The 13,161-nt window shown below is 64.4% G+C and carries 10 protein-coding genes and 1 pseudogene; 8 read left to right on the forward strand and 3 right to left on the reverse strand.

Translation table 11 applies throughout. The annotated features are described in order from the left end of the window. Nucleotides 1-1,208 precede the first annotated feature (1,208 nt). Nucleotides 1,209-1,640 carry a pyridoxamine 5'-phosphate oxidase family protein gene (locus tag ACM43_RS32325; RefSeq protein ID WP_157280943.1) on the forward strand — a complete coding sequence of 144 codons (432 nt, stop codon included), beginning with the start codon at nucleotides 1,209-1,211 and terminating at the stop codon, nucleotides 1,638-1,640. A gap of 14 nt (nucleotides 1,641-1,654) precedes the next feature. Beyond that, complete coding sequence (locus ACM43_RS32330; protein WP_271545591.1) at nucleotides 1,655-1,930, forward strand: hypothetical protein; 276 nt, start codon at nucleotides 1,655-1,657, stop codon at nucleotides 1,928-1,930. Nucleotides 1,931-1,948: 18 nt separating this feature from the next. Here the strand turns inward: ACM43_RS32330 and ACM43_RS32335 are convergent, their stop codons facing one another. Next, the gene (locus ACM43_RS32335) at nucleotides 1,949-2,878 is read right to left on the reverse strand and encodes a helix-turn-helix domain-containing protein (RefSeq protein ID WP_271545592.1); all 930 of its coding nucleotides are present in this window, start codon (nucleotides 2,876-2,878) and stop codon (nucleotides 1,949-1,951) included. Between the two features lie 472 nt (nucleotides 2,879-3,350). Between ACM43_RS32335 and ACM43_RS32340 the strand changes: the two genes are divergently transcribed. The 5 genes from ACM43_RS32340 to ACM43_RS32360 all read left to right on the forward strand — a co-directional run bounded on the left by ACM43_RS32340 (nucleotide 3,351) and on the right by ACM43_RS32360 (nucleotide 8,486). Continuing rightward, nucleotides 3,351-4,301 (forward strand): helix-turn-helix domain-containing protein, encoded by a 951-nt coding sequence (locus ACM43_RS32340; RefSeq protein WP_157280942.1) that lies wholly within the window; start codon nucleotides 3,351-3,353, stop codon nucleotides 4,299-4,301. A 98-nt stretch (nucleotides 4,302-4,399) separates the two neighbouring features. Next, complete coding sequence (locus ACM43_RS32345; RefSeq protein WP_271545595.1) at nucleotides 4,400-5,389, forward strand: alpha/beta fold hydrolase; 990 nt, start codon at nucleotides 4,400-4,402, stop codon at nucleotides 5,387-5,389. A gap of 42 nt (nucleotides 5,390-5,431) precedes the next feature. Then, the gene (locus ACM43_RS32350; protein ID WP_271545597.1) at nucleotides 5,432-6,637 is read left to right on the forward strand and encodes an NAD(P)/FAD-dependent oxidoreductase; all 1,206 of its coding nucleotides are present in this window, start codon (nucleotides 5,432-5,434) and stop codon (nucleotides 6,635-6,637) included. A 32-nt stretch (nucleotides 6,638-6,669) separates the two neighbouring features. Further along, a complete protein-coding gene (locus tag ACM43_RS32355) occupies nucleotides 6,670-7,581 on the forward strand; it encodes an MBL fold metallo-hydrolase (RefSeq protein WP_271545599.1) in 912 nt (303 codons plus the stop codon). Nucleotides 7,582-7,619: 38 nt separating this feature from the next. Next, nucleotides 7,620-8,486, forward strand: a complete 867-nt coding sequence (locus ACM43_RS32360; protein WP_271545601.1) for an SDR family NAD(P)-dependent oxidoreductase — start codon at nucleotides 7,620-7,622, stop codon at nucleotides 8,484-8,486. 49 nt (nucleotides 8,487-8,535) lie between these two features. Here ACM43_RS32360 and cax read toward each other — a convergent pair whose 3' ends face one another. After that, nucleotides 8,536-9,639: a calcium/proton exchanger gene (cax, locus tag ACM43_RS32365; protein WP_271545604.1), complete on the reverse strand. Its 1,104-nt coding sequence runs from the start codon at nucleotides 9,637-9,639 to the stop codon at nucleotides 8,536-8,538. Between the two features lie 410 nt (nucleotides 9,640-10,049). Between cax and ACM43_RS32370 the strand changes: the two are divergent. Next, nucleotides 10,050-11,452 (forward strand): annotated as a pseudogene (locus ACM43_RS32370) (MFS transporter). A gap of 4 nt (nucleotides 11,453-11,456) precedes the next feature. Here the strand turns inward: ACM43_RS32370 and ACM43_RS32375 are convergent. After that, a complete protein-coding gene (locus ACM43_RS32375) occupies nucleotides 11,457-13,061 on the reverse strand; it encodes a B12-binding domain-containing radical SAM protein (RefSeq protein WP_271545606.1) in 1,605 nt (534 codons plus the stop codon). Between the last annotated feature and the right edge of the window lie 100 nt (nucleotides 13,062-13,161).

Raw genomic sequence — 13,161 nt, forward strand, 5'->3', positions numbered from 1 at the left:
GCATGGTTTCGGCACCCGATCAGAACACGCGTAGATAATGTGTTGCGGCGCGGCGACACGCCCAAATTAAATATAACAATTAACTCAAATACATATAATTTTGACCATATTCAAAAGTCAAATTAAATATACTCGTCGGATGCCGTTAAACAGCTCATACATCGCATGGAATATAGGGCTGGCACCCCGAATCTGCGTATCTGACCATGTTCTCGTCGCGTCTAGGCATGGAGGAATGACCATGCGCATTGCATTGCCGTATTTGGGAATTGGCGTCTGTTTGTCTGTTGCCAGCTGGTTGGTGCTCGGGCTTGTGCTCTAGCAGCGGTTTTCCGTAAAGGAACTCGGAATCGACCTGGGGCGGTCGCGCAAAATCACCGAACCAACGGCGCTTTGACCCTTGGCGTGTCCCGATCGCGGTCGGCGGCGTCCCTGCCGCGCGTGTCAACCAAATTTCATGAACCTTTGCTATGGTCATCAACACTCATAGGTTTAAGTCCATTCTGTTTCTTGGCCCAGCTGTTCATTTCCTGACAGTCATAGTTTAGGGCGCGTCATGAGTACTCGTGGTCAGTGCGACCGTATTGCGATTCTGCGTCAACGTGTTTTGTCGCTCAGCTCTCAACTGACGGAGCTTCAGAACCTTCGTACCCGCCTGGAAAAGGCTGAGGAACGACGAATGCGCAAGCGTTCAAAAGTCACTGGTACCTTGGCGATGCGGCGCCGATCTTGGCAGTAGGCGAGTCGACAGCCCAAGCCCGCGTCGGGAGCGCCTCAAATTTTGGGATCGTAACTCCAAGATGCGGGTCCTTCACTTGCCTCATCGGGCCCATGCCCGATACACACTCAGGCGTGTCCTTCGGTTCTTCTCGTGCCACCACAGCTGGCTCGAAATCGCCGAAAACGGCCTGGTTTGACCGCATGGGTGCGTGCGCTCGTGGTGTTTTTCGCCTCGCGGGCGCAGTACAATCATGGGCACGGTGATCCCCGTGGATGGGGACTGCGGCGGGATCAGTTCTAGAACTGCGGCGAGGAGCATCAAGAGGCCGATCGCAACACTCACGCTCTTCGAGCATGACCGCCCAACCGTCAGACCGCCGCCGGTAATAAGCGAGTCATTGCTCAACCGCGGGCGCGCACTTCGTCCCCGGCTTCAGGGAACATGGGCCCAATCCAGTCGTTGCCTCCGCTCCACTGGAGGAAAGTTCATGCCCAAGAAGTCGCTCGCCGAAATCTCAAAGCAAATGGCCGGCATCGACATCGCCATTCTCTCGACGCACACCGAGAACGGCGAAATTGCCAACCGTCCGATGAGCAACAATGGCGACGTCGCCTACGACGGCACCTCGTACTACTTCACCTACGAACAGGCGCGGACGGTGTCGGACATCCAACGAAATCCCAAGGTAGCGCTCGGATTCTCATCGGAGGCGGGCCTATTCTCGAAGGGAATCTACGTCGCGGTCGAAGGGACTGCCGAGCTGATCCGCGACAAGGCCGCCTTCCAGCAGCATTGGACCAGCGACCTCGACAAGTGGTTCGACAACGGCATCGATACGCCGGGAATTGTCCTGATCAAGGTCAAAGCCAACCGCATCACGTATTGGAAGGGCCGCGAAGAGGGCGAGGTCGTGATCTGACCGACGCGGTGATCGTGCGCCGATTCCTCGATTGGTTCTTCAGGAGCCGCGAAATCGGCGCCATCACCATCGCGCAATGGCCCAACCTCATCCTATGGATCGTGATCGTCGCCGGCCTTCTGCTTTGGATCTGGCCTTCCGCGGGAAGAGCCAGCGTCGTCCTGACAATCGTCTTCAAAGGCGGACTGATGATTTGGGGCGCCGACGAGATCGTCCGCGGCGTGAACCCCTGGCGGCGCTGTCTCGGCGCTGCGGTCGTCGTCTACGCGCTCACCACGCTTGTGCCGTAAGGGGGCGACGAAGCACGCCTAGCCTTCGCGGTTTGCTGCTCCCTGCGCATCGCGCCGCCATGCACCCGGGCTGACGCCGACGATCGCGGAGAACACCCTCGTGAAGTGGCTCTGGTTGGCAAAACCGGCCGAAATAGCAACCTCGGACAGTGAGAGACCGTGCTCACGCATCAGGCGCTTGGCGGTTCTCACGCGATGATGCAGAAGCCAGCGATGAGGAGGCAGGCCGGTCGCAGTGCGAAACGCACGAGAGAAGTGGCTGACAGAGAGGTCGAGCTCCGCAGCGATCGCCTGCAACGGCAGCTTGCCGCCGAGATCCGCTTCAAGTTTGTCGCATGCGCGCGCGAGCTGCCATGGCGCAAGCGCTCCGCGGGTGGTCTCGGCCTTGTGCCGAAAGCCTCCATAGGTCTCGGCGACATGAGCCGTGAGCGCCAGCATCATGTGGTCGACGAAGAGTTGGTTGGCCTCGCCCGGCCGGCGCAGTCCGTCGCGCAAGGAAGCGCCGATATGACGGATGATGGCATCATCGTGCCCGACGGGGCCGCAGTCGAGCGCATCGATGCGCCGCGCCCCCGACTGATCGGCGAGACCATCGAGCGCCGAGCGCGGCACGTAGAAATGCAGAGAGTGAAACGGCTTGTCGATCACGTAGCGGGGGTCGGCCTTGAGATCGTATAGATAAGTCGTCCCGGCATGGACGTCTGCCTTTGTGAGGTGACGACCCTGCTCCCAGAGCTCGCACTCCGGATAGTCGCGCAATTTCAGGCTGACGAGATAGGCGTCTTCCGCAGCAAACGAACCGGACAGACCCGGCACCGGATTGTCGTTTCGCGTTTCCGTGACTGCGATCTCGGCGTTGCGCAGCGACCGCGTCATCAGCGTGGGCGGCACATCATCGAGGCGGAGGAATGCTCCGATCCGCTCACCGTACGCGCCTGTCCTGATCATCCTGTGTCTCGTCTGTGCCGTCGTAGAGCAGGCCACAGCAACCTGCCATTTGCAGGAACCTTTATCGGTATCCCCCACCGCTGTCCACGATTGACGAAGTCGCACCCCTCCCCGATCTAATCCCATCCAAATTTGTCAAACATTTCAAATTGTTCGGTGCTTGCTTTTGGCGACGTGAGGGGCCGCCGAACCGCAGCGTCGACATCACGACTTTTCACAAACGCGCGCGACTAGCGGGCGCCCGACGCGCGCAGCAGGATCAGGCAATGCGCGGCAGTATCAGGAAAGACACAGATCTTCGCGCTGCCTAGAACCTGTAAATCAACGGCATCGGAATCTCGATGGATCGCCTTCGGACCTGATCCATCCTTTGAGCAGATCGCCAAGACCGGCTGTTCGGCCCCGCTCTGCGCGGCTGAAACGATGGTCGATTTGTCGCGCCCCAGCGACGCGCCGCCACCCGGGCAAAGCCATGAGCAAAGTCGTATTGCACGAATCTCCGAACGACATCCCCGCCGCGTCTCAAATGCGGCGCGACGTCGTCCTGTCAGGCGATCGGCCCGCTGCCGGTGAGGAGATGGCGCGGGTGCTCGGGACGATGCCTTTCCGCATGGCGCTGGACTCCTCCGGCGCCGGGATTGCTCACTGGAAGCACGAGCCCTTGCACGACGTCGTTGCGCCGATGAGCCACCACGTCATCATGGCTTACAACGGCACGGTGCAGCGCATGGAGCGACGCTCCGGGCAATCCGTCGCAATCGGGACCTTTCGCCCGGGCGTCGTCATCATCATTCCGGAGGGGTCGAGCTCCCGGTGGGACATTCCAAAACCGGTCGACGTCGTACAGCTCTACCTTCCGCAGACAACGCTGAAGCGCGTTGCGGACGAAGCCGAAGCCGGCGCACCGTCCGAACTCCTGGAGCGAACCGCACATCCCGATCCCGTCACGTCCCGCCTGCTCCTGAGCGCAGCGGACGTGCTCGATGGAAACGAAGCCCTCGACACGCTGTTCAGACAGCAACTCATGGATTTGCTTGCGACGCGTCTTCTGGCTGCGCACACCGGCTCGCCGGGCACGATCGCTCCGGCCAGGGGCGGCTTGGCGCCGAAGACGTTGCTTCGGGCGATCGAGCGGTTGCGATCCGACAGTGATGCCGACGTCTCGCTCGCAGCGCTTGCCGCCGAGGCCGGCTTATCGCGCTTTCACTTCTGCCGCGCATTCAAGGACAGTACCGGGCTTTCTCCCCATGCCTGGCTGCGCCAGCACCGGCTCGAGCAAGCCATGAACATGCTGCGCGACACCGACGCCTCCGTCGTCTCGATCGCCGTCGCGCTCGGCTACTCCTCCCAGACCGCCTTTGCCGCCGCGTTTCGAAAGCTGACGGGGGAATCGCCGAGCGATTGGCGGCGGCGCGGTCGATAGCAGCAATCGCGATGCAATCGCGGCAATCGCGCTGGGGCACGGGCAAGCCCGGTTCGCTAGACATTCATGGTGCCCCCCACCTGCAATGGAAGCAGCAAATGCCCTTGATCACATCCGTCAGTCGGCTCGCGAGCACCTCGCGGCGAAATATCCTGGCAACCACACTTCTGTACGCGGCGTCATTGACCGTCCGCTCCACCTCGGCGGTAGGCCGCGATGCCGAGAGCGCCGCGCTTTCGGTCGGCAAGAACGACGGTGCAGCCTTCGTCACCACCAGCGACGGTGTCCAAATCTTCTACAAGGACTGGGGACCGAAGTCCGCGCAGCCGATCGTCTTCCATCACGGCTGGCCGCTCAGCGCCGACGACTGGGACGCCCAGATGCTGTTCTTCCTCGGCAAGGGTTTTCGCGTGATCGCCCATGACCGCCGCGGCCATGGCCGCTCCAGCCAGGTCAGCGACGGCCACGACATGGATCATTATGCCGCCGATGTCGCCGCCCTCGCCCAGCACCTCGATCTTCGCAATGCCATTCACGTCGGCCACTCCACCGGCGGCGGCGAGGCGACGCGATACGTTGCCCGTCACGGCCGTGACCGCGTGGCCAAGCTTGTGCTCATCGGTGCCGTGCCACCCCTGATGCTGAAGACCGAGTCGAATCCCGGTGGATTGCGCCTGGAGGTCTTCGACGGCCTGCGCCGGCAGCTCGCGGCCAACAGGTCGCAGTTCTATTTCGAATTCGCGAGCGGCCCCTTCTACGGCTACAACCGTCCGGGCGCCGAGCCCTCGCAGGCGGCGATCTGGAACTGGTGGCGTCAAGGCATGATGGGCAGCGCCAAGGCCCATTACGACGGCATCAAGGCCTTCTCGGAGACCGATTTCAGCGAAGACCTGAAGAGCATCGCCGTGCCGACGCTCGTCCTGCACGGCAGCGACGACCAGATCGTCCCCATCGCCGACTCCGCGCCGCTGTCCGCCCGGCTTTTGAAGCACAGCACCCTCAAAATCTACGATCTGCTGCCACACGGCGTCTGCACGACCCATCCGGACATCGTCAATGCCGACTTGCTCAGGTTCGTGACGGCATAGCCCGGCCTTCATCCCAATCACATCACTCGAGGAAAAATCAACATGCGCATCGCCATCATCGGCGCCGGCTTCGCCGGCATGTATGCCGCCCTTTCAGCCGCCCGCCTGCGCGACATTCAGGGCGCTTCGCCCGACAAGCTCGAGATCGCGCTCGTCGCACCCGAACCGACGCTCGTGGTTCGCCCGCGACTCTACGAACCAAAGCCCGAGACCCTTACCGCACCGCTGCAGGACGTCTTCAAGGCGATCGACGTCGTTTATGTCCGTGGCCATGCCGAGGCAATCGATACCAAGTCCAAGGTGGTCGAGATCGCTGCTGCGCAAGGCACGCGGAGAAAGCTGTCCTACGACCGGCTGGTGGTCGCCACCGGCAGCCGGCTGTTCCGGCCGAACGTTCCTGGCCTTGCCGAATACGGTTTCAGCGTCGACCAGCTCGATGATGCCATTGCGCTCGATCGTCACCTGCACGGGCTGTCGAGTCGCCCGGCCTCGAAGGCACGCAATACCGTCCTCGTCGCCGGCGGCGGATTCACCGGCATCGAGGCGGCAACCGAGGTGCCGTCGCGCCTGCGCAAGATTCTCGGCAAGGACGCCCGGCTGCGCGTGGTCATAGTCGACCGCAACGAGGCGATCGCCCCGGATATGGGCGCAGGCCCCCGCCCTATCATCGAGGAGGCGCTGCAGAAGCTCGGCATCGAAACCAGGCTCGGTGTCGGCGTGGCCTCGCTCGACAAGTCCGGCGTCACGCTTTCCAATGGCCAGCAGATCGAGTGCGAGACGGTGATCTGGGCCGCCGGCATCCGTGCAGCGCCGTTGACGGCGCAGATCCCGGCCGAACGCGACCAGTTTGGCCGGCTGCTCGTCGACCGCGAATTACGCGTCCCATCGGTCAGCGGCGTCTTCGCCACTGGCGATGCCGCACGGGCGGCGTGTGACGATGTCGGCAATTACGCGTTGATGTCATGTCAACACGCGACCCGGATGGGCGCGTTCGCCGGCAACAACGCCGCCGCCGAGCTGCTGGGCGTTCCGACCAGACCCTATCACCAGAAAGCCTACGTCACCTGCCTCGACCTCGGCGAAGCCGGCGCGCTGTTCACCCGCGGCTGGGAGCGCACGGTCGAGATGGTCGGCGACGTCGCCAAGAAGACCAAGCAGGAGATCAACACGGTCTGGATCTATCCGCCCAAAGCCGAACGCGCCGCAGCGCTCGCCTCCGCCGATCCCGAGCGCGTCACGGCGCTCTAGCAACTGCCCCCAACCTTGAAAAGGAGACCAACATGAATCTGCACAACGCCTCCATCGCCGCGAAACCCGAAGAGCTCGTGCCGTCGCGCTACGCGGTGCGCATTGGCGACATTGACGTGCTGGTGGTCAGCGACGGCGTGCTGCCGCTCCCGACCACCATGCTGGCGCACAACGCAGACCCCGCCGTACGGGCCAACTGGTTGAGCGAGATGTTCCTGCCTCAGGATGCGTTCGACTGGGCACTGAATGCGGTGATGGTGCGAAGTGGCGACAAGACCATTCTCATCGACGCCGGACTTGGGTCCGATCCCGATCTGCATCTGCCGCGCGCCGGACAGTTGATCAAGCGCCTGGAGGCCGCCGGAATCGACCTCTCGTCCGTGACCGATCTCGTGTTGACCCACATGCACATGGATCACGTCGGTGGCTTGCTGGTCGACGGCGTGAAGGAGCGGCTGCGCAAGGACCTGCGGATTCACGTGGCCGCCGCCGAGGTCAAGTTCTGGGAGTCGCCCGATTTCACGCATACCAACATGCCGCAGGGATTTCCCGATGCACTTCGGGCCGCCGCCAAGCAGTTCGTGAAGATGTACGGCAGCCAGATCCGGCCGTTCGAGGAGCAGCACGAGGTTGCACCCGGTGTCGTCGTCCGCCGCACCGGCGGTCACACGCCCGGACATAGCGTGGTCCGCGTGGCGTCCGGCGGCGAAGCGCTGACCTTTGCCGGCGATGCCGTGTTTGCGGTCGGGTTCGACCAACCCGAATGGCACAACGGCTTCGAGCACGACCCTGAGGAGGCGGCGCGCGTTCGTATCCAGCTGTTGCGGGAGCTTGCGCAGAGCGGCGAGCTGCTGGTGGCCACGCACATGCCGTTCCCATCGGTCGGCCATGTCGCGGCCGCCGGCGATGCCTTCCGCTGGGTCCCGGTGTTCTGGGACTACTGACCGGCAAGAACCGGCTGAACGGGAGCGCGCGTCCACGGATGATCGAGCGCGCGCTCTTCAGATCACACCCGTCACGGCGGCCGGTACACCGGGAATCGGCCGCCGCGGCGTGCAAACTCCGACCAATTGGTGCGGCTGACCGCACGAGAGATGAGAACATGCAAGATCAAAAGGTCGTTGTCGTCACCGGCGGCACGTCAGGCATCGGCCGCGCAGCGGCGCTCCGCTTCGCGAAACAAGGTTATCAGGTGCTGATCACCGGCCGCCGGGCGAGCCTGATCCAGGAGACCACGCTGCAACACGAGAACATCGCGGGAATGACGGCGGATGCAGCGTCCGCCGAGGACGCCAAGCGAACCATTGCGAAGGCGCTCGACAAATGGGGCCGCCTCGACGCGCTGGTCAACAATGCCGGCGCGGGCGCAATCCTGTCGCTCGCCGATGTCACTGCCGATCGCATCACAGACATCTTCGCTGTCAACGTGCTCGGCCCAAGTCTGCTCGCGTCGGCAGCGCTTCCCCATCTCAAGGCCAGGCGCGGCGCGATCGTCAACGTCTCCAGCACCTTCGGACACAAAGCGGCGCCGGGACTATCTCACTACGCAGCCAGCAAAGCCGCCGTGGAGCATTTGACGCGATGCTGGGCCTTGGAACTGGCCCCGTTCGGGATCAGGGTGAACGCCGTTGCACCGGGCCCAACGGAGACGGGCGCGCTGACGGGCATGATGGGATTGTCGGCGGAGCAGGCCGCAGCGGTCGAGGAACAGGAGCGCGGCAGCATACCGCTCGGCCGCCGCGGCGTGCCCGAGGATGTTGCTGAATGGGTCGTCCAACTCACCGGTCCGGCCTCGGCGTGGGTAACCGGTCAGGTCATCGCCGTCGATGGCGGCCTGGGGCTGGCATGATCTCGCGCGACCAATAGCCTGCCGGCGCGAGATCGAAGGGCACCGAATCTCACCCCTGTCCCGCCGGCGGCACCACGTACAGCGTCAGCGCGAACACCGCATAGATGAAGATCAGCAGGGCGCCGACGAACCAGGCCGAGCGCCCGCTGGACGTGATGAAGGCCGACGTCACCGTCGCGATCATCATCATGGTGACGGCGCCCGGCCAGAACTGCAGGTCCATCGGCTTCGGCCCCACGACATAGCTGAGCAGCACCAAAGCGGGTGCGACGAACAGCGCAATCTGCGAGGCGCTGCCGAGCGCGATGCTGACGGCCATGTCGAGCCGGTCCTTGCGCGCCGCGGCGAAGGCCACCGCGAATTCCGCGGCGGCGCCGACCAGCGAGACGACGATGAAGCCGACGAAGGCCGGGCTCATTCCGAAGGTTTCCGCCGCCTTCTGCACCGATTCGACGAAGATCTCGCTGACCAACGCGACCAGCACGGTGACGACCAGCAGCGTGCCGACGGCCGTTCCGATCGGCCAGTGCGCCTCCTTGTCGTCGTGGCCGTGACCGGCGCTTGCGAACAATTCCTTGTGCGTTCGAAGCGAGAACAACAGGCCGAGCCCGTAAGCGATGATGAGCAGGACCGAAATGCCGAGGCTGAGCTTGTTGAGGATGCCCCCGCCCTGCGGCAGGTGGTCGAGATCGGCGACCGCCGAAGGCGCAAGCAGGGCGACGGTCGCCATCAGCAGCAGGCCGGACGAAAGCCGCGCACCGGCGCGGTTGTATTCCTGCACGTGATAGCGCAGGCCGCCGAGCAGCAGGCAGGCGCCCAGCATGAACACCGCGTTGGTGACGATCGCGCCCGCGATCGAGGCCTTCACCAGCATGTACTGGCCGGCCCGCAGTGCCGTGATGGCGATGATCAACTCGGTCAGATTACCGAGCGTTGCATTGAGCAATCCGCCCACGGCATCGCCGGTCTTCGCGGCAACCGCCTCGGTGGCGTGGCTGAGCAGCGCCGCCAGCGGAACGATGGCCAGCACCGCGAGCACGAACAGCAGCGTATGGGAATGCGGCGCCACCGCCTCTGCCACCAGCACGATGGGCACGAAGGCCAGCATCCAGAGCAAAGGGGTATTCCGGATTTCCCTGAGCAGAGTCTGCATGTGGCCGCCCTTCCATCGATGCGCTGATGGAAAGGTCGAGCGGCCGCGCGGGCGGAGTGTTGATCTGCCTCAACGTCGGCGTGGCGGAGACGGCGCGCAGGACGCGCATGCGGCCTGCTCCCGGCCTGATCGCTGGCACGCTGGCATCCTGCCAGTGTTTTGCCCGACGGGTCAACTTGATGGCGGCTGCGACCGCCGTTTTCGACACGGCGAGAAAATGCCTTTTCAATCAAAGGGCCTCCTACTGTGCATGGGGTTGTTTTTCGACTTTTGTTTTGGCCCTGCGCTCGCAGCGCAGCCGCATTGCCTGACCTTCGCGCATACACAGCATGCAAGCTTGCGCCTGTGGAAGCCGGCGCCTCCGTAGTACATGCCGAACGTCCCGCCGCCGGAGCAGCGCGCCAAGGAAAATGACAATCACGCTACCTGCCGCCGCGCGCGAGCCCGCTCCTCCCACCGCCGACGGCCTGCCGGCCGCGCAGCGGCGCTGGGCGGTCGCGGCGATCTTCACTGCGCTCGCGATGGCCTCGCTCGACACGGCGATCGCCAACATAGCCCTGCCCGCCATCGCAGCCGACCTGCACGTCACGCCGGAGCAATCGGTCTGGGTCGTCAACGTCTACCAGATCGCGCTGGTGGCGACGCTCTTGCCGCTCGGGGCGCTCGGCGAAATCGTCGGGCACCAGCGCATCTATCTCGGCGGCCTGATCCTGTTCACCATTGCCTCGCTGTTCTGCGCGGTGGCCTGGTCGCTCGACAGCCTGTTGCTGGCGCGGTCCCTCCAAGGGTTGGGAGCGAGCGGCATCATGAGCGTCAACACCGCGCTGGTGCGCTTCGTCTATCCCGGCCGCATGCTCGGCCGCGGTTTCGGCCACAACGCGCTGGTGGTCGCGACCGCCTTCACCATCGGGCCCTCGATCGCCTCTGCCATCCTCGCGCTCGGACCGTGGCCGTGGCTGTTCGCCGTCAACATCCCGTTCGGCCTCATCGCGATCGGCATTGGCTTTGCCATGCTGCCGAAGACTCCGCGCGCCGATCACGGCTTCGACTTGCTCGGCGCGATCCTGGCCACCGCCTGCCTCGGCCTGTTCATCACCGGCATCGGCAGCGCCGCGCACAATCTGTCGCCATTCGTGGTCGGCATCGAGCTGGTCACCGCCCTCGTGCTTGGCGTGATCCTGACCCGCCGCCACGCCGATCATCCCGCGCCAATGCTGCCGATCGACCTGTTCGCCAGGCCGATGTTCGCGCTGTCGGCGGCAACGGCGGTGTGCTCCTTCGCCGTCCAGGGCCTCGCCTTCGTCTCGCTGCCGTTCTATTTCGAGGATGTGCTCGGCCGCTCGCAGGTCGAGACCGGCTTCTTCATGACGCCCTGGCCGCTGGTGGTCGGCATCATGGCGCCGATCGCAGGCCGCCTCTCCGACCGCCATGCCGTCGGCCTGCTCGGCGGCATCGGGCTCGTGCTGCTCGGTCTCGGCATGGCGCTGCTGGCGACGCTGCCGGCCAATCCCGCCATTGCCGACATCATCTGGCGGATGGTGATCTGCGGCATGGGGTTCGGCTTCTTCCAGGCGCCGAACATGAAGGCGGTGATGGCAAGCGCGCCGCCGCGCCGCCGCACCGCAGCGGCAGCGCCTCCGGCATCGTCGCCACCGCGCGCCTGACCGGGCAGACCACCGGCGCGGCGCTCGCCGCCGCCTGCTTCGCACTCGCTGGCCACGAGGGCGCGACGCTGGCGCTGGCGCTGGCGCTCGGCGCGGGCTTTGCCGCGCTCGGCAGCGTGATGAGCTTCCTGCGGCTCGCGGTGAAGTAAGGCCTCAGGCCGCCGTCACGCCGACAGCCACAGGAGCGACGGCCTCGCTGTCCAGCGCGGCCAGGCGCTGGTCGATCGCCGCGATGACCTTGCGCGAGTACGGTCCGAGATGCGCATAGGCCGCGATCATCTGCACGGCGATGCGTGCGGACGACGTGTCGCGCTTGGCGCAGTTCATGAAGGTTTGCCAGAGCGGCCCCCGCGCCTCGGGAAGCGCGGACACCACCTTGTGCACGGTCTCCATGGCCCCGAGCTTGGAGCGGATGTCACCTTCGGCAAGTTCGGAGCGCTGCCGGGAGCGGTCGAGCAGCGTCATCAGGCGGTCGACACGTGCTGCATAGGCCGCCGGGCTGTAGATGTGTTCCAGCACCCGCTTGTAGTCCGTCAGGATGTCACGCAACGGGCGGACGGGATCGAAATTGATGCCCGCCGTGCACTGATCGGCGCCAATCGTCGGCGCCACGTCGTGCCCGGAATGCAGCCGGCCTTCGCGCTCCAGCCGGCGCGTGAGCTGCGTGTTGGGCAAGGCATAGAGCAGGCCGACCATGGCGACGGGGATTGCCGCCTCCTCGATGAAGTCGATCATCGCCTCCGCCATCGAGACCTTTTCGTTGTCGAAGCCAACGATGAAGCCCGCGGTGACGAGCATGCCGGCGGCGTAGATCTTGTGGATGCTCTCGGCGATGTTGCGCCGCGTATTCTGCTTCTTGCGCATCGCGACCAGCGTCGCCGGGTCCGGACTTTCGATGCCGACGAAGATGCCGAAGAAATTGGCCGCACCCATCAGCTCCAACAGCTCCGGGTCGTCGGCGAGATTGACCGAGGCTTCCGTGGAGAATTCGAAGGGATAGCCGTGCGTGCGCTGCCATTCGGCGAGCTTCGGCAGGAACTGCCGCAGCGACTTCTTGTTGCCGATGAAATTGTCGTCGACGAAGTCGAGATGGCCGCGATAGCCCATCTTGTAGAGCGTCTCGAGCTCGACGAACATCTGCTCGATCGTCTTGGTCCGCGGCACGCGCCCGTAGAGCTCGATAATGTCGCAGAACTCGCAGGTGAACGGACAGCCGCGCGAATATTGCACACCGAGATAGAGATAGTCCTCGAACTTGAGCAGGTCGAAACGCGGCACCGGCGTCTTGGTGACGTCGGCCTGGAACTTCGGCGCGGTGAAGAGGCCGGATCGCGCGCCGCTCTCCCAGGCCGCGATGAATTCGTTCATGACGCTCTCGGCCTCGCCGAGCACCCGGAAGTCGGCCCGCTCGTAGATGTGGGGGCTCGAGGTGGGGTCGGGACCGCCGACCACGACCGGCTTGCCCGCGGCGCGGCAGAGCTCGATCAGACGCAAAGTGTCGGCCTGCTGGGGCAACATTCCGCCGGTGAAGACGACGTCGGCCCAGGCGAGATCCTCCTCGCCGAAGGGTGCCGTGTTGCAATCGATCAGCCGGACGGTCCAGCTCTCGGGCAGCATCGCAGCGACGGTGATCAGGCCCAGGGGGGCGGCCGGGCGCTTGACGCCCATCACTTTGCAGGATTCGCCGAAGGTCCAGAAGGACTCTGCCGAGAACAGCGGGTAGAGCATCAGTACGTTGCAGGGACTCGGCACGTTCATGGAACTCCTTTTGCGTCGGCGCAGTGTACCAAAGCGCCCGCGACTTGCACCCCGGCAATAGGGACAAACTGTCGCCGCTGGGCAAGCGGCGCGGGGACCT

Source organism: Bradyrhizobium sp. CCBAU 45321 (genome assembly GCF_028128975.1).
In the GTDB taxonomy this organism is placed as follows: domain Bacteria; phylum Pseudomonadota; class Alphaproteobacteria; order Rhizobiales; family Xanthobacteraceae; genus Bradyrhizobium; species Bradyrhizobium yuanmingense.

Bases quoted from the DNA above. Each gene is read 5' to 3' on its own strand.
- ACM43_RS32325 (WP_157280943.1), top strand. From the start codon at position 1,209: ATGCCCAAGAAGTCGCTCGCCGAAATCTCAAAGCAAATGGCCGGCATC.
- ACM43_RS32335 (WP_271545592.1), bottom strand. From the start codon at position 2,878: ATGATCAGGACAGGCGCGTACGGTGAGCGGATCGGAGCATTCCTCCGC.
- ACM43_RS32340 (WP_157280942.1), top strand. From the start codon at position 3,351: ATGAGCAAAGTCGTATTGCACGAATCTCCGAACGACATCCCCGCCGCG.
- ACM43_RS32345 (WP_271545595.1), top strand. From the start codon at position 4,400: ATGCCCTTGATCACATCCGTCAGTCGGCTCGCGAGCACCTCGCGGCGA.
- ACM43_RS32350 (WP_271545597.1), top strand. From the start codon at position 5,432: ATGCGCATCGCCATCATCGGCGCCGGCTTCGCCGGCATGTATGCCGCC.
- ACM43_RS32355 (WP_271545599.1), top strand. From the start codon at position 6,670: ATGAATCTGCACAACGCCTCCATCGCCGCGAAACCCGAAGAGCTCGTG.
- ACM43_RS32360 (WP_271545601.1), top strand. From the start codon at position 7,620: ATGATCGAGCGCGCGCTCTTCAGATCACACCCGTCACGGCGGCCGGTA.
- cax (WP_271545604.1), bottom strand. From the start codon at position 9,639: ATGCAGACTCTGCTCAGGGAAATCCGGAATACCCCTTTGCTCTGGATG.
- ACM43_RS32375 (WP_271545606.1), bottom strand. From the start codon at position 13,061: ATGAACGTGCCGAGTCCCTGCAACGTACTGATGCTCTACCCGCTGTTC.